The following is a 16,509-nucleotide window of genomic DNA, read 5'->3' on the forward strand; positions in this document are numbered from 1 at the left end:
AAAGAGTTCGTCTGTCCTTTATCATTTCTATAAACCGCAAAAATGCCAAATCCTCAGCTGTCTTGGCTAAAATTTACGTTTACAAACCTGTATATTCTCCTTATTCGACTTACTGACCCACGCATGTAGCGGGATCATGAGGGGGAAGCAGATGCTGGTAGCGTGCTGGTCGTGTGACAAGCCAGGCAGTTTTACACTACCTGGCTTTATATCACAATCTCTTGGACAAAGTATAGGAGCTTGTATTTCTCTGCAACAACAAACTCTTTAATTTAAAGGTGATAGGTGTGGTTAAAAGCGAAAAGCCATTGCCTTCGGCCACATCAAAGGTCGCTCATAAGCGTCCGGAACGCTATCGAATTTAGGACAACAACTATCGTTTTTAGGACAATCTAATTATGCAGGGTTAAATTCGGAATTTCTTACCAACCGGTGAGCACAACTCTACAAGTCGGCATACTCCGAAGGCGTTTTGTTATAGAATTCTTTGAAGACAGTAGTGAAGTGAGCAGGGCTCTCATAACCAACTAGATAGGCCGTTTCCGACACATTCCGGCCTTCCCGCAGAAACTGGGCAGCCCGCCTTAACCGATACTGACGCATGAAATCATTGATTGTAAGGTTCGTCACCACCAATAATTTCCGATAGAGTGTCCGGCGGCTCATACCTACCTCATGGGCTAGCTCTTCAACCCCAAACCGGCTATCGTCCAGATGAGCTTCGATCAGGCTATAGAGTGTCTGAAGGAACTTATCCGTTGCCGTCGCTGGCTGAAAGGATACGTCAGGCTGCGAAAATATATTCTGGTAATAGGCCCGCAGTTTTTGCTGCCGGATAAATAAATTTTTCAGTCGAAGCAGCAGCTCGTCAACGTGAAACGGTTTATTGATGTAATCGTCTGCCCCCTCCTGCAAACCTTGAATACGACTGGGCTGCGCCGTCTTTGCGGTCAGCATAACCACCGCAATGTGATCGGTGATAAGGGATGTTTTCAACCGGCGGGTCAGCTCGTAGCCATCCATCTTGGGCATCGATACGTCTGTAAGAACGAGGTCGGGTAATTCATTCTGAGCAATTTGCCAGCCCATTTCCCCATCTATAGCCGTTACTACCCGATAAAGATCAGATAATTGCCGCTCCAAAAGGATGCGTAACTGGCTATTATCTTCAACGATCAGCACCAGTGGTTTTTCGCCATTGACACCTAAAAGACTAGCATCAGCGGGCTCGGCTGTTGCAGCGGGCGCTAGCTGCTGAAGGCTTGTGCTCTGAGCAGACCAGTCGAGTGGTTGCATAAGTGGCCTTCCCACGACCTGAGCGGTTGCGCTCTCAACCGTTGGCAGGGGCAACTCGACAGTAAAAACGGTCCCCGACGGTTGGCCAGGGCTTTTACTTACCGTACTTTCTACAGCTACTGTTCCATTCATCAACTCGGTCAACTCTTTCACCAATGCCAGCCCGATACCCGTACCCGAATTTAGAAACGCCGGAACCTTGTCTGACGTATCAGGCAGGTATTGCCCGGCCAGCGGTTGCGGAGAAATGATTTGATAGAACCGGTTAAATATATACGGTAGCTTTTCCGAAGCAATGCCGATGCCCGTGTCAGAAACAACAATTCGTACTGAATCGCCTTTTTTAAGGGCTACCGTTACGCTGCCGGCAGGGGTGAATTTTAGCGCATTAGCAACAAGGTTGTAAACCAGTTGTTCAACTTTTTCGGTATCGAAGCTGTAAAAACCGGTTAGGTCGCTCTGGTACGTCAGGGTTAGCCCGCGCTCGTCGGCAATTGGTTTAAAGAGCTGAACAATCTGCCCGATGAAATCGCTTAAATCGCCGGTTCTCGGCGATAAACTCAAGTGCCCTGACTCCAGTTTAGCCAGATCGAGAAGTTGATTGACCAGCCGCAATAACTGCTGTGCATTCCGCTCTACCATGTTCAGCCCCATCAGCAATTCCTCTGGCTCGCGGTGTTTTTGCAGCAACTTTTCGACTGGGGATAGGATGAGGGTCAGTGGTGTTCGGAACTCGTGTGTGATGTTGTCATAAAAGCGCGTCTTCAACTCGCTGATCACTTTCAACTGCTGCGACTCGCGCAACTGGCGAACATACTGCGCCGTTTTTTCGATAGTGACTTCCAGATCCGAAAAATCGATGGGTTTGACAACGAAATCAAAAGCGCCCCGATTCATGGCAATCCGGATATTGTTCATATCGCTGTAGGCCGATACCATGACAACGCCCAGAAATCGGTCTAGCGTTGACAGTTCATTTAATAGCGTGAGCCCGTCCATATCGGGCATGTTAATATCCAGAAGTACAAGATCAATGTCCGGTTCGCTCTGGAGCAATGTTAACGCTTCCTGGCCGCTATAGGCAAAACGAAATAGATAAGTTTCCTGCTGAATTTTCCGTCGGAACCAGTTTTGCATCAACGGTTCAACATCAACTTCATCATCTACAACTAAAATTGTTGTCATTACAGCTACGCACCAAAAAAGAAATGTACTATGCGGATGGAAATTTACGCATTATCATGGTAACATGAGTATACATTTTAGCAACTATTAATGGACAAAGTTAAACGAACTGCGCAGAGCTCATTTTTTTGAATAACCGGGGCCAAATAGTAATTGGCCCGGCCGCTTGCCGGTATGCTGATTATTCTCGACCACAGGCGTTCCATTGACCAGTACCCACGAAATACCCGTTGTGTAGGCATGAGGCTGATCGTATGTGGCCTTATCCGAAACAATTTTTTCATCAAACAGCACAATATCAGCGGCATAGCCCGGCCGAAGCAGCCCCCGGTCCTGTAGCCGGAACCGCTGGGCAGGCAGCGACGTCATCCGGCGAATGGCTTCTTCCAACGGAATAATACGGCGCTCGCGCACATAGCGGCCCAATACACGGGCGTTGGTGCCGTAGGCCCGCGGGTGCGGCATGCCCGCCCCCAGTTTAGCCACGCCCGCATCGGACGCAATCATGGTGTTAGGATAACGCAGAATGGTCTCCACATCGGTCTCCGACATGGTATGATACACCATCTGAATACGCTTCAGACTGGCCTGCTGCATGAGGTCCAGGATTAAATCTGCTTCGGCAGACGCCGATTTCTTACGGCCCATCTTCTCATTGATAGCACTGATACTAAGCCCATTAAAGGTAGTATCGGGTTTATAGCTGGCCACTACGGCATAATCATAGTTTTTGCGAAGGTTCTTGGCCAGCCCGTCCAGCATTTCGGCTCTGATTTTGGCACGGGTTACGGGGTCACGAAAACGGTTCAGCACGGCCGAATCGCCATCGGCCAGCGCCCAGGAAGGCACAATACTTTCCAGCGATGTACTGGAAGCCGTATACGGATACTGATCGACCGTTACGTCTAGTCCTTCGCGCCGGGCTGCTTCCACCAGTTCGACCGTTTCGGTGCTTTTGCCCCAGAGTGGTTTACTGGCTACTTTAAAATGGGATATTTCGACCGGAATTCTGGCTTCACGACTTATTTGGATGGCTTCTTCAATGGCTTGTTTAACATTTTGGCCTTCGTTTCGGATGTGCGATGCGTACACACCCCCATATCGGGAGGCCATTTTAGCCAGGTTAACCACTTCGGGCGTTCGGGCGTAGGTGCCGGGCGTGTAGATAAGACCGGTCGACAGTCCCACGGCTCCATCTTTCATGGCCTGCTCCACGAGGGCTTCCATTTCTGTTTGTTCACGAGCGGTGGGCTCCCGAAAGGCCATTTTCATGATCCTCATCCGTACTGTATTGTGGCCAATCAGCGAACCAAGATTTACGGAAATCCCCTGCATTCGGAGCGTATCGAAGTAGGTCCGCAGGTTCGCGCTGGAGCCTCCGCAATTGCCGGTAATCATGGTGGTAACGCCATCATGAATAAAATTAGGTGCACCGGGCTGGGCTTCCAGGCTGCCTTCTACATGGGTATGCACATCAATAAAACCAGGGGCAACAATTAATCCGGTGGCGTCAATTGTCCGTTTGGCATCGACGGCAGGTATCACACCCACTCGCACAATACGGCCGTTTTGTATGGCTACATCGGCATATACCCAAGGGTTACCCGTTCCATCAACAACGCGCCCATTTTTAATGACAAGGTCGTACGGTTGAGCCTGGATCAGAAGAGGTATCAAAAAACAGATGAAGAAAGGAAGTAGCCGGTTTAGCATAGTTTTTTCAAGACGGTATGACGGTATTTCGTTAACAATCTTGCTTTTTTTCGGCTCAAAACAAAGCATAGGCTACCCCCATCTCAGACTTACCGGGTTCCTGAATAAAAATCAGTAAAGCCTTTCGCCCTAACATACAAATTAGTAGGTACCTTATTTTGGATGGCGCTAATGCAACGAAGAGTATCTGTTTCTTCTGCTATTTCGACATACTAACCAGCCAGAAATACTGGTAAACAATACAATACATAAATCAGTTACTCCATAGAACTTATCGCACGTCCACGATTTTACCGACGTAGCAGCCTGCCTTACCGTAACGTTTCCGGCCTTATCTGCCGCTTCTTTTGCAAGAACGCGTATGCTATTATCTGCTTACATCTTATAATCCTCAACTACATACATCTATGCTTAAAGAATTTAAGGAGTTCGCCATGCGCGGTAATGTCATGGACCTTGCCGTCGGGGTAATTATTGGTGCCGCTTTTGGCAAAATCGTGGATTCAGTTGTAAATGACCTGATTATGCCACTGGTTGGTATGGTGGTCGGTAATGTCGATTTCAGTAACCTCTACGTACCACTCTCCGACAAGATTACGCCAGGGCTGGCTCTAGCAGACGCCCGGAAGCTGGGCCCTGTTTTTGCCTACGGAAGCTTTCTCACCATCGTTATCGACTTTCTAATTCTGGCATTCATTATTTTTCTGCTCATCCGGGGTATGAACCGCCTGATGCGGGCCAAAGCCGATGCCGTTGACATCCCGCCTGCTCCTACCAAAGAGGAAGTGTTGCTGACTGAAATCCGAGATGCTCTTATAGCCAACTCATCTGCTCAACAGGCCGCAACGGTCATGACAACCGTGAGTCCCTCCGAAGTCGGCAATCGACAAATACCCTAACCTGAAACACACATTCCCTACTTCGGGGATTCAAAAGCTATGGCCTCTATTAGCTCCGGGTGAGCAACAACCCATTGGAACTAGTAGAGGCTATACAATCTATCAGGTTGTTCTATAACCGGATAAACTGTTTTTCTGACTCTTTCAGCCCCCGGTTGCAATGACGCCCGGTTTTTCGGTACTTAGCTCTCTCTATCGAATTATTCCCGGCCATGAAACTACGTTTGTTACTGTCTCTGATGGGTATGGCACTCACCGGCTTTGCTCAACAGGCGAAGCCTATTTTTAGCAAGCCCCTAAGCCCGCGTCTGGCTAACTACCAGATTGATGTGACGCTAGACCCGGTTTCTAAAAAGATCAACGGCCGCGAAACGCTCACCTGGCGAAATCCATCTACGGATGTCGTTCGGGAGTTGCAGTTTCACCTGTATCTGAACGCCTTTCGCAACGAAAACTCGACGTTCATGCGCGAATCGGGCGGACAGCTTCGGGGCGAAGGCATAGACCGAAATGCGAAGGAAAACCCCTATGGCTCAATCGACATCGTTTCGATGAAGGTCCGAAATGGCGAGCCGCTGGCGTACCAGTTTTTCCAGCCCGACGACCAGAACCGGGACGACCATACCGTTATTCGAGTGCCGCTGAGCAAACCCGTCGGGCCGGGCGAGACCATCGTGCTTGACATTGCGTTTCGGGCCAAACTACCCAAAATCTTTGCCCGGACGGGCTTCAGCCGGGACTTCTTTCTGGTGGGGCAGTGGTTCCCAAAAATCGGCGTTTACGAACCGGCCGGCACGCGTTACGCCAAAACGGGCCAATGGAACTGCCACCAGTTTCACGCGCATTCGGAATTCTACGCCGACTATGGCGTTTACGACGTAAACATCACCACGCCAAAGGAATACTGGGTAAGCGCCACCGGGCTATATCAGTCCGAAAAAATACACAGCAACGGCACTAAAACCCTGTTTTATCATGCTGAAGATGTAGTCGATTTCGCCTGGACGGCCTCGCCCCATTTTCAGGTAATTAACGACAAATGGAAACGCCCCGGTGGTGGCGAGGTGAGCATCGAGCTGGTTATGCAGCCGGAACACGTTCACCAGGCGCAGCGGCATATTGATGCTGCACGGGCTGCACTCGCTTATTTCGACAAACACCTCGGCAAGTACCCATTTCCTAACCTGACCATCGTCGACCCGCCTTTTCATGCACAGGGATCGTTCGGGATGGAGTACCCAACATTCATTACCGCCGGAACGGCGTGGTTTGTACCCGCAGGAGCCCGCTTCCCCGAAATAGTCACCGTCCACGAATTCGGTCATCAGTATTTCATGCAGTTGCTGGCCACCAACGAGTTTGAAGAAGCCTGGCTCGATGAAGGTTTCAACCAATATTACGAAGGCCGGATTATGGACGAAACCTACGGCCCGCGCTCGTCGCAAATTGACCTGTTCGGCTTCGGCATGGGCGATCTGGAAAGCTCCCGAGACAGCTATGTCCATCAGGATAACCCGGCCATCGGCTCGTCTTTCGGGAATACCTGGCAACTTCCCGAAGGACAATATAGTGTATTGACCTACTCCAAAACAGCCACCTGGATGCGAACGCTCGAAGGACTGGTGGGACGACGTGTGATGGACGAAATCATGCAGACCTACTTTACACGCTGGAAGTTCAGGCACCCTAACGGGCAGAATTTCATCGACATCGTAAACGAGATCGTACCGAAACGACTCGGCGGCAAGTACGGTGCCGATATGAACTGGTTTTTCGACCAGGCTCTTTACGGCGACAACGTGGTCGATTACGAACTTGTGTCCATTAAGAACAGTCGGCCCAACGGCCAGCGGCAGGCGGTCATTACCGTACAGCGCAACGGCGATGGCAAGCTACCGGTAGACGTGCTGGTCCATTTCGACAACGACCGGGAATTGATGTTGTTCTGGGACGGTAAGGGCCGTCAGCGTCGGTTCACGGTTACCGAAAATGCCCGGGTTCTATGGGCCAGTGTAGACCCAAAGCAAAAGGTTTTCATGGATACCAACCTGAATAACAACAGTTTAATATTATCACCATCGTCTGCCCCGGCGGCTAAATTTGCCGCTAAATTCCTGTTTTGGATCGAGAACTGGATGCAATGGTTGGCCTGGCTGGCCTAGAGGAATAAAACCTGAATACAGTTTAATAGCTTAATTTTACAACGACTTCTGCTTGATTTGAATCCTGACTGGTAACTAAACGTACTCTCATGAAGAACGTACTCTTATTTGTCAGTCTATTCAGTTTTGCATCCTGTCATAAATCGGATGCTGTCATACAGATAGAGGCACTACCAAACACCGGTCCAGTACTTGAAGCCGATGGTTCATTCATAGACTATGGAGCGGTTGATGGTTGTAGTCTATTACTCTCTATTCCTAGAAGCCCAACGACTACCAGTCAATATGCACTTAGTGATCAGTCAACCAGGCTTGTCAAACCATATATTGTTTATGTGAACGCAGTCGCCGATGTAAAAGCTACCGTGCGTTATCAATTAACCGGACGTACGAAAGGGGTACTCTGCGGCTGGTCAGGCAACAAATTGTTTGACGAGATTACAATACTATCTATTAATCCCCATTGAAATGACTTTCTCCGAAACAACCGACCTTCTCTCCGCACGATTTGGCGCAGCTATCCAGCCCAACACCCAGAATTTACAGCCTTACCTGACAGTTCCCGTTGAGCAACTGGTCGACATTTGCCAGTTCCTTCGCAATGACGAGCAACTGTTTTTCGACCTGCTGGCCTGCATTACGGCCATCGACAACGGAGCCAACGCCAACACAATGGAGGTGGTCTACAACCTCACATCCATTCCTTACGAGCATAATCTGATGATGAAAATCGTTGTGCCGCGTAACATGAACGGGACCGCGCTGCCATCCGTACCGAGCATTGCCCACGTCTGGCGAACCGCTGACTGGCACGAGCGCGAAGCCTTCGACCTCGTTGGTATTCACTTCAGCGGTCACCCCGACCTGCGCCGGATACTGCTGCCCACCGATTGGGTTGGGCATCCTCTCCGCACCGATTATCAGGAAGAAGAGCAATACCACGGTATAAAAACGAAATAAGACGTCGACATTTTGAGCCGATTGTTGACAGTTTCTAAATTTCGTTTGTTATTGCTTTGTCTGTATTCCTGAATCCAATGAGAAACTATTTCCGGCTCTTTCGTGCCGTACTGTCTGTCGTTCTTTTTTTAGCTCCTTTCCTGAGTCAGGCGCAAACAGATTCGGTGATTGTAACAGGCCGTATCCGTAACCTGACCGCCCGGCTCTACCGCGAATCGCCTACGGTTCTGGTTAGTCGCAATAACATCCTTCAAGCCAGCCGCGAACTGGTTCGTCCGGCCTCGCTCAACGTAGACGGTACATTTCGGGTATCCCTGCCGCTCATCTATCCGCAGGAGGAAATGTATTTTAACTACGGCCGTATTTCAACGGCTTTTCTGGCCGCACCGGGCACTCTTAGCATCGACCTCGACGCCGACTCCCTGTTCACGGCTGCTGTTCCCTTCCGGTTTGGGGGCGTCAATGCGCAGGTAAATAGCCAGTTTGCTCGTTATAAGGCTTTCGAAGCAGCATTTGCGGATAAGCCGGATGGCAAAAAACTGACCAAACAGATCAGCGAAGAAACCATCGCGGCTTCGTTCAGAATACTATCGGCCGCTTACCGGGCACCCTTCGACGCCTTTGCCAAGCGAGAAAAGGTGTTTCCGCTGGTCGCCCGCTGGATAACAACCAGCAGCCGGTACAACGCTGCCGCCTTCCTGTACGACAAGGCAACCTACGAGAATGAAAAAATTCCCACTTCCCTGGCGGACTCACTCCGGCCTGCCAACGACCAGTTGCTTACCGCGTCGCGGGCGTCGGCCATGAACCGGTTTGCTACCTACATTACGCAACGGGTATCTACCGAATCGGCGAATGGGCGTACCAATGGCCTGACGGTTCGTATGCTCTCTACATTACTCGAACGATACGGCAAGAACCTTACGGCCGAAGAGCGCATCAGGCTCCATGATTACGCCATAAAAAACTCCGCCCGCGCTGCCGACCTGCGTTTCTTTGATGGCCTCGTCAAACGAAGCCCCGATACACTGCAACGCCTGGTTAGCTACGAATCCCTGATCGAGCGCAGCCGTCCGCAGGTCGACAGTTCGTCCCTGAATTACCTGACGGCTTACTGGCTGGCCAGTTCGTTACCAGCCATGACGCTCAATTTTTCGATGCTTCTTTACGATTACGCGCGGCCTCAGGTAAACGAACCGGCTTTGGGCCAATCGCTTGATGAGTTGTACCGGCTGGAGGTAAAAGACAGCACCCGGATTCGGGCGGCTACGCAGATAATAAAAAATGCAAGTACCAATGTTCAGGCGCTGGAGATATCACCCGGTGTCTTTGTAACGAAAGCACAGCACAGCAGCGGACAGTTGCTACTGGATCAATTGATTACGGCCAACCGGGGAAAAGTCATTTATGTACTGCTGTTTTCTCCGTCCGATGAAGCCGGACGGCAGGTCGCCCTCGACGCCCAGCGCCTTCGAAGCGCTTATACCCCCCGCGACTTTGCCCTGATTTATATACCCATGCCGAGTTCCGACATGGCTCTGTTCCCGGAACAGGCCACTCGTTATAACCTCTATGGCGATCACTTATTGTTAACCGAAGCGCAACTCATGGACGCCGTAGAGCGGTTCCGGCCCGACAATGAAACCTCGGGAACGCTCATCAACCGAACGGGTAAGATCATAAAACGAAACGCGCCCTTACCGGGCGCGTTCGAAGAAGCCAGAAATTTGGTCGATAAAAACCTGTAGTGGTTTATTTAGCCCACCATAGTTTGGTTTGCATCGTATTGCTACCACCCATAGCGGTAAGAGCCGCTTTGACGTTGGCGTTGTTGAGGTTTTCTTCCGACGACGGGTAAGGTAACCGAGTGGGGATTACGCCACCGTTGTAGTTGACTTTGGGCACAACCAGCGCTGGAACGCCCGTTCGGCGGTATTCCGTCCACGCTTCAACGCCCTGCCCGAATAGCGCGATCCATTTCTGCTCCAGCACCTGCGTCAGGCCCGCATCACCGGCTTGAAGGGCATTTTTGGTCAGGTAATCAGCGGGTACTGTCAGCTTGTAATAAGCCATTGATGCTTTGATACCTTCTTCATAGGCTTTGGCGGCATCGCCAGCGGCCGTTACACCCTTCAGCGCGGCTTCGGCCTTGATGAAGTTTAGTTCAGCATAGCTCATGATAACACCCGGTGTGGTTTCCTGAACGAAAAAATCACCGATTTTAGATGTGCTGGTAAAACCAAGTGCCCCGGCATCGGAATTTGGCAGGCCGTTGGGAACACCTTTGTACAGGCCCGTAGCGACTGTTTTATTCGCATAAACGCCCAGCCGGGGATCGCCCAGCGCCACGAGTTTATCAACGAGCGTCGCACTCACACGATGGTCGTCGCGGGTGCGCCGGTTTTCGTTGGTTGGGTTGTTGTTAGGGCGAGCCAGATAAACCAATTGCGCCACATCCGTATTCGAGGTCATGACCGGGTATTTGGCTGGGTCGCTCAAAATGCGCGTTATCTCTGCTTTCGGATCGAGGGTTAGACCCGTTTTACCCAGCATCCGGTTCAACAACCGCAGGCTTAGCGAATTGGCCAGCTTTTTCCACTTGGTCATATCCCCGGCGAATAGAATATCCGCGTCTTTATCGACCGTTTTGGTACTAATCAGATCGCTGGCCGTTTTCAAGTCGTTTACCAGACCCGTGTAGACATCTTTCTGAGCGTCGAACTTGGGGGCGACAATGCCGTTGGTGGTGCCCTTCAGGGCTTCGGAGTACGGAATATCACCATACACATCCGTCAGGTTGGCAAATACCCAGGCGCGCATAATCAGACCTATTGCCTGAAGATTTTCGTTATTGGCCGTTTTGCCCAGTTCATAAATCTTCTGAAAATCGGCCAGAGCTTCGTTGTACAGATAGCGCCAGGGCAGATCCTGCAAATCGCTGGTGTAGCTAAACTGGTCAATTTCGGTGTACTGAATCCGTGCCGTGTGTTGCGCCCAGCCGTTACCGGCATCTAACCCCAGCGAAACCGTACTCGACGGCCCAATGATGTTGCTCACCGCCGAATAGATCCCGTGGGGCATCAGCCGCTCGGCCGGTACGCTGGTCGGGTCGTTTGGGTTGACGTTAGTTTCGTTGAACTTGTTTTCGCAGCCGCTCAACGTCAGCAGCGAAAGCGTAAAAGAGAGGAGAAATATCTTTTTCATATTAAAGTCCGAAGTTGAGATTAAAGCCCATGCTACGCGCCGATGGCGTATTACCGTTTTCGAAACCCTGCACGTTACCATCGCCGTAGTAGCTGGTTTCGGGGTCGATGTGTGGTATATTTTTGTAGAGAAGCGCCAGATTCCGTCCCACCAGCGCAAACGTTGCACTGCGGAAGGGCGTTTTTCCCAGCCATCGATGTGGAATGGTAAAGCCCAGCCGCACTTCCCGGAGTTTTACATAACTCGCATCGAAAATGTAATTCTCGTTGACGTTGCGATTGTAAAAATTGTGGTAGTAATCATCTGCCGAAGCTACCGCCGTGGTGTTAGGCGAATACGAGAAGCTGCCGTCGGCATTGGCTTTTTCCACAACGCCCTGCCCCACAATATTGCCTTCGCGGCCGGGCAGCGTTTCGGCCAGCACGCCCGTATACCGACCAATATTGATACCCTGCGAGAAGACATTACCACCGTAGCGCACGTCGATCAGCGAACTGAGCGATACCCATTTGTAGGAGAATGTATTCTGGAAACCACCCGTCCATTTCGGCATGATGTTCCCGACCACTTTCCGGTCCGATGCCATGATGGGGTACCCCTGACTGTTGAAAATGAGGTTGCCGCTCGGATCGCGCCGGTAATACGTGCCGTAGAAATTGCCGTACGGATCGCCCGGCCGGGCTTCCAGAATCACGTTGCGCAGCAGCGAACCAGTATTGATCTGATAGGTCGACAGGCCACCCAAATCCACCACTTCGGAGCGGTTACGGGCGAAGTTGATCCCCACATCCCAGCGGAATCCACCCGCATTCTTGACCGGTGCTCCCGACAGTTCAATCTCGAAACCGCTGTTCCGAATCTGCCCGGCGTTGATAACCGAGTTGTAATAACCCGAACTTTGCGCCACGTTGGCCTGTAAAATCTGGTTCTTCGTATTCTTGTCGTAATACGTGAACTCGAAGTTAAGCGCATTTCTGAACAGCCGGGTTTCAACGCCAAACTCAATGGCCGTCGTTAGCTCGGGCTTCAGGTTTTTGTTATAAATAAGGTTGTTTTCCGAGAAGGTCGTCGTGTTACCCCAGGCTGTTTCGCTCGAATACACCTGCGTCAAATTATACGGGTCGGTGTCGTTACCCACCTGGGCAAAGCCGCCCCGCAGCTTGGCGTAGGTCAGCACGTTGGAAGAGAGTCCCAGCATATCCGTTACAATGGCGCTGGCCGATATAGACGGATAAAAATAGCTCCGGTTACCGGCGGGCAGCGTACTCGACCAGTCATTGCGGGCCGTGAGGTCGACAAACAGGTAATCCCGGAACGACAGCGATGCCGAGCCGTAGAGGCTGTTTACCCGCTTGTCCGTAATGCGGTTATACACCGTTGGGCGCGATTTCGCATTGCCGATGTTGTACAGGTTGGGAATCGTCAACTCCGACGCGTACATGTAATCGCGCTGGGTGTAGTTTCGACGGGTGTTGCCGCCCACCGAGGCTACGATGTGAAATTCGTTGAATCGTTTGTCGGCGGTCAGCAGGAAATCGCTGTTGGTTTCGCTGACATACACAATATCTTCGGCATAGCTGCCATTGGGAACGCCTACGTTTTTGGCCTGTTTGGTGGTTCGCCGATCGTTTGAAAAATCGGTTCCGGTACGGCCTGTCAGCGTCAGCCAGTCGGTTAGTTTATAGGTGGCGGTAATGTTGCCAATCAGGCGATCTTTATCGTTGGCATATTTCAGGTACTTCAGCGCATAAGCCGGGTTGTTCCAGTAGTTGAGATTCCAGTTGCGCTGCACGGGCCATTGGCTTGGGTCGGTATCGGGCTGAACCGGATTGGCCTTGAGGTCTTCCAGATCGACCTGCCGACCGAACCATATCCAGTAAAGGTTCAGGTTTTGCCGGTTATCGGAGCCGTCTTTCACGTAATTGATGCTGGTACGGACGGTGAATTTCGGGGTAAAATTCCAGCCGGCATTGAACGACAGATTTTGCCGTTTATAGTTCGTATTGGGCAGCATCCCCTTTTGGTAGAGATTGGTGTAACCCAACCGAAAATCGCCTTTCTCGTTACCGCCCGTCAGCGCAATGCTGTTCGTTGTGGTAACGCCAGTATCGTAGAAGTTTTTGACGTTATCGGGCCGGGCAATCCAGGGTGTGGCGGTGCGTTTACCATCGGCGCCAATGGGTGAGTTGTATTGAGGAATCAGCCGACCGTCCAGTTTTGGCCCCCAGCTTTCGTCGACGCCATCATTAACGCCCCCGCCCATGCCATCGACGTACGAAAACTGCCCTTTAAGTCCCTGGCCGTATTCGTGCTGGAAATCAGGCAGCCGCAGCGGGTTCTCGAACGTGGTGTTGGTGTTGACCGTCACGCCAACGTTTTTACTGGCCGAGCCCCGTTTTGTAGTGATCAGAATAACCCCGTTGGCCGCCCGCGAGCCGTACAGCGCAGCGGCATTGGCACCTTTCAGCACCGAAATGTTGTCGATGTCATCCGGGTTGATCGACGATGCGCCGTTTCCGTAATCGGTAGTTACATTATTGACGTTTCCGCCCGTGCTGCCCGGCGTTACGTTGTAGCTGCCATTATCGATCGGAATCCCGTCGACCACAAACAGCGGCTGGTTATTGCCTCCGATGGAGTTGGCTCCGCGAATCAGAATCCGCGACGATGCGCCAGGTAATCCGTTCGTTGCCGTCACCTGGATACCGGCAATCTTACCCGAAAGGGCGTTGACCAGGTTGGTTGGCCGTGCCTGTGTGAGTTCGTTTCCCTTCAACTCCTGAAGGCTGTATCCGAGTGCTTTTTTATCCCGCGAAATACCCAGTGCCGTCACGACCACTTCGCTCAACTGAGACGCATCTTCAGCCAGCGAAATTACCACTTCAGTCTGGTTGCCAATGGCTATTTCCTGCGCCACAAAGCCGATATAGGAAACGGCCAGAGTAGCATTGGGTTGTGCATTGATTGAAAAGCTCCCCTCCGCATCCGTTACCGCCCCAACCGACGAGCCTTTTACCAGAACATTGGCACCGGGAAGACCTGCTCCATCAGTTTTGGACAGAATTTTTCCCGTAATCGTGCGGCCCGGATTCTGCGCCAGAGCGGAGAGGTTAGTGAGCAACCAGATGGCCATAAGGAGCGTGAGATACTGTCTCCTTTCGTTCGTTAAAATGTGTTTCATAAGTTGCTGAATTAGAGAAAATATAGACAAGACTACTAGCACTATTTTCTAAAATTACACAACAACCGATTGCCTTGCCTTTATAATGTAGTATAATATTCTAATTTTACCATTAAATACAAACTAATATTATGTTAGTTATATTTCATTTTTCAGAGCAGATAAATCAGGTATACCTTAAAAAGAAAGTCGGCAGAGACGCATATGTTTGCTCGTCTCTACCGACTTTCAACTAATCAGCTATTGAACACAGAACCACGCAGCTGAAGGCATTAACCCTGTGCTTCTGTGTTCAATACCTTCATCTACTTATAACCCATACTGATCCAGCAGGTACACCAAAGCAGCCATGGAAGCCGCGCCAAGTTCAAGCTCGCGCTGGCTTACTGTTTCAAACTTGTCGACAGTGGTGTGGTGATAATCGAAATACCGCTGCGAATCGGGTTTGAAGCCGAAGAGAACGGTACCGAGTTGCGCAAGTGGACCAATGTCGGCTCCTCCCCCACCCGCACCAATCTCTAACAGGCCATAAGGGGCCAGCAGTGGTTTCCAGGGCATCACTTTGGCGCGTTGGTCGGGAGTTCCCACAATGCCAAAGCCACGGGGCGTAAACCCGCCATTGTCCGATTCAACGGCTGCAATATGTTTTTCGTTATTCTTTTTGGCCAGGTCGGCATATTGAACGCCACCCCGGAGGCCATTTTCTTCGTTCATAAACATCACCGCACGAATTGTCCGCTTGGGTTTGATGCCCAATGCCTTCATTATCCGTAACACTTCGATGGACTGCACACAACCCGCGCCATCATCGTGTGCGCCTTCGGCCAGATCCCACGAATCGAGGTGACCACCTACTACGATGATCTCATCCGGTTTGTCGCTTCCTTTAATTTCGCCGACTACATTGTACGATTTGGCATCGGGCAGGGTTTCGCAGTTCTGCTTGAAGTAAAAGGTCAGGTTTGGATTTTCGGCCAGTGATTTGCTGAGCAGATCAGCCGCGTTGGTACTGATGGCCGCCGTTGGAATCAGGGGAACGCCTGTTCCGTAACGCATACCGCCCACGTGCGGATTATCGTCGCGAACGTTGGTCATGGAGCGCACAATTGCCCCGACTGCACCTAGTTTGGCCGCTTCGGTGGCCCCATTGGCCCGTTGATCGACGGCCCCGCCGTAGGCTTCAAAGGTATTGATTTTGGTCGGGTCCATCGGGCGGTTGTAGAAGACAATCTTACCCTTCACTTTATCCGGTCCTAAAGCCCGCAACTCCGGAAAGCTTTTTACTTCGATTACGCCCGCTTCGACGCCCTTTGGGCCGGTTGCGATAGAACCGCCTAGGGCTGCAATCGGCACTGTCATTTTCTGTTTACCATTCTGGATATAGGCTACTTCTTTTGCCCCGCGTACCCAATGGGGTACCATCACATCCTGCAAAAACACCCGGTCGAAACCTTCTTTCTCCATCAACTGCTTCGTCCAGTCGACGGCTTTCTGCGCCCCTGCCGAGCCGCTCAGGCGCGGCCCGATCTGTTTGGTCATGTAGCGTAGCCAGTCGTAGGATTTACCGTTGGCGAGTGCTTCGTCATAGATTTTTCGGATGGTTACCGAGTCGGCCGTTTGGGCCTGGGCGTAGCCAACCAGCACAGTAAAGAGAAGTGTAATGGTTTTCTTCATAGTAAGCGGTTGTATTAGTTAAGAGGGCAATATACAGAAAAGCCCGCCCGCTTTCCAGCAACCGAATTTCGAATTCCTGGTCTTTATCACTTCCCCACTCAACTAGCTGATAACCCGTTTAGGATCACTGTCATTCAGACAAAATCCTGCTGTATCTCACTTACTTACAAACCAGTAATATCGGTAACAAGCGGCTTCTACCCGTCTGGACGCCCTTAGTATGATAACATGAATA

Annotated in this window: 10 protein-coding genes; 5 read left to right on the forward strand and 5 right to left on the reverse strand. The window is 51.1% G+C overall.

Going from position 1 to position 16,509, the window contains the following annotated elements; translation table 11 throughout:
- Positions 1–444: 444 nt before the first annotated feature.
- Both NT073_RS09995 and NT073_RS10000 read right to left on the reverse strand, forming a co-directional pair.
- Positions 445–2,481: a response regulator gene (locus NT073_RS09995; RefSeq protein ID WP_297372526.1), complete on the reverse strand. Its 2,037-nt coding sequence runs from the start codon at positions 2,479–2,481 to the stop codon at positions 445–447.
- A gap of 120 nt (positions 2,482–2,601) precedes the next feature.
- Positions 2,602–4,194: a D-aminoacylase gene (locus NT073_RS10000; RefSeq protein ID WP_297372528.1), complete on the reverse strand. Its 1,593-nt coding sequence runs from the start codon at positions 4,192–4,194 to the stop codon at positions 2,602–2,604.
- Positions 4,195–4,601: 407 nt separating this feature from the next.
- Between NT073_RS10000 and mscL the strand changes: the two genes are divergently transcribed.
- From mscL to NT073_RS10025, 5 genes are all read left to right on the forward strand, one after another.
- A complete protein-coding gene (mscL, locus tag NT073_RS10005) occupies positions 4,602–5,093 on the forward strand; it encodes a large conductance mechanosensitive channel protein MscL (RefSeq protein ID WP_297372530.1) in 492 nt (163 codons plus the stop codon).
- Positions 5,094–5,305: 212 nt separating this feature from the next.
- On the forward strand, positions 5,306–7,255 hold the full coding sequence (locus tag NT073_RS10010) for a M1 family metallopeptidase (protein WP_297372532.1): 1,950 nt from the start codon (positions 5,306–5,308) through the stop codon (positions 7,253–7,255).
- Positions 7,256–7,344: 89 nt separating this feature from the next.
- Complete coding sequence (locus NT073_RS10015; protein WP_297372535.1) at positions 7,345–7,722, forward strand: hypothetical protein; 378 nt, start codon at positions 7,345–7,347, stop codon at positions 7,720–7,722.
- Position 7,723: 1 nt separating this feature from the next.
- Positions 7,724–8,215, forward strand: coding sequence for an NADH-quinone oxidoreductase subunit C (locus NT073_RS10020; protein ID WP_297372541.1), 492 nt, complete (start codon positions 7,724–7,726; stop codon positions 8,213–8,215).
- A gap of 77 nt (positions 8,216–8,292) precedes the next feature.
- Positions 8,293–9,963, forward strand: coding sequence for a hypothetical protein (locus NT073_RS10025; protein ID WP_297372542.1), 1,671 nt, complete (start codon positions 8,293–8,295; stop codon positions 9,961–9,963).
- Positions 9,964–9,967: 4 nt separating this feature from the next.
- Here NT073_RS10025 and NT073_RS10030 read toward each other — a convergent pair whose 3' ends face one another.
- From NT073_RS10030 to NT073_RS10040, 3 genes are all read right to left on the reverse strand, one after another.
- A complete protein-coding gene (locus NT073_RS10030; RefSeq protein ID WP_297372544.1) occupies positions 9,968–11,419 on the reverse strand; it encodes a SusD/RagB family nutrient-binding outer membrane lipoprotein in 1,452 nt (483 codons plus the stop codon).
- 1 nt (position 11,420) lies between these two features.
- Positions 11,421–14,600 carry a SusC/RagA family TonB-linked outer membrane protein gene (locus NT073_RS10035; protein WP_297372546.1) on the reverse strand — a complete coding sequence of 1,060 codons (3,180 nt, stop codon included), beginning with the start codon at positions 14,598–14,600 and terminating at the stop codon, positions 11,421–11,423.
- Between the two features lie 309 nt (positions 14,601–14,909).
- Positions 14,910–16,274, reverse strand: coding sequence for a M20/M25/M40 family metallo-hydrolase (locus NT073_RS10040; RefSeq protein ID WP_297372548.1), 1,365 nt, complete (start codon positions 16,272–16,274; stop codon positions 14,910–14,912).
- Between the last annotated feature and the right edge of the window lie 235 nt (positions 16,275–16,509).

This window comes from Spirosoma sp., assembly GCF_026391055.1.
GTDB lineage: Bacteria > Bacteroidota > Bacteroidia > Cytophagales > Spirosomataceae > Spirosoma.

What these genes read in the sequence shown, in the direction of transcription:
- NT073_RS09995 (WP_297372526.1), bottom strand. Translation starts at nt 2,481, where the DNA reads ATGACAACAATTTTAGTTGTAGATGATGAAGTTGATGTTGAACCGTTG.
- NT073_RS10000 (WP_297372528.1), bottom strand. Translation starts at nt 4,194, where the DNA reads ATGCTAAACCGGCTACTTCCTTTCTTCATCTGTTTTTTGATACCTCTT.
- mscL (WP_297372530.1), top strand. Translation starts at nt 4,602, where the DNA reads ATGCTTAAAGAATTTAAGGAGTTCGCCATGCGCGGTAATGTCATGGAC.
- NT073_RS10010 (WP_297372532.1), top strand. Translation starts at nt 5,306, where the DNA reads ATGAAACTACGTTTGTTACTGTCTCTGATGGGTATGGCACTCACCGGC.
- NT073_RS10015 (WP_297372535.1), top strand. Translation starts at nt 7,345, where the DNA reads ATGAAGAACGTACTCTTATTTGTCAGTCTATTCAGTTTTGCATCCTGT.
- NT073_RS10020 (WP_297372541.1), top strand. Translation starts at nt 7,724, where the DNA reads ATGACTTTCTCCGAAACAACCGACCTTCTCTCCGCACGATTTGGCGCA.
- NT073_RS10025 (WP_297372542.1), top strand. Translation starts at nt 8,293, where the DNA reads ATGAGAAACTATTTCCGGCTCTTTCGTGCCGTACTGTCTGTCGTTCTT.
- NT073_RS10030 (WP_297372544.1), bottom strand. Translation starts at nt 11,419, where the DNA reads ATGAAAAAGATATTTCTCCTCTCTTTTACGCTTTCGCTGCTGACGTTG.
- NT073_RS10035 (WP_297372546.1), bottom strand. Translation starts at nt 14,600, where the DNA reads ATGAAACACATTTTAACGAACGAAAGGAGACAGTATCTCACGCTCCTT.
- NT073_RS10040 (WP_297372548.1), bottom strand. Translation starts at nt 16,274, where the DNA reads ATGAAGAAAACCATTACACTTCTCTTTACTGTGCTGGTTGGCTACGCC.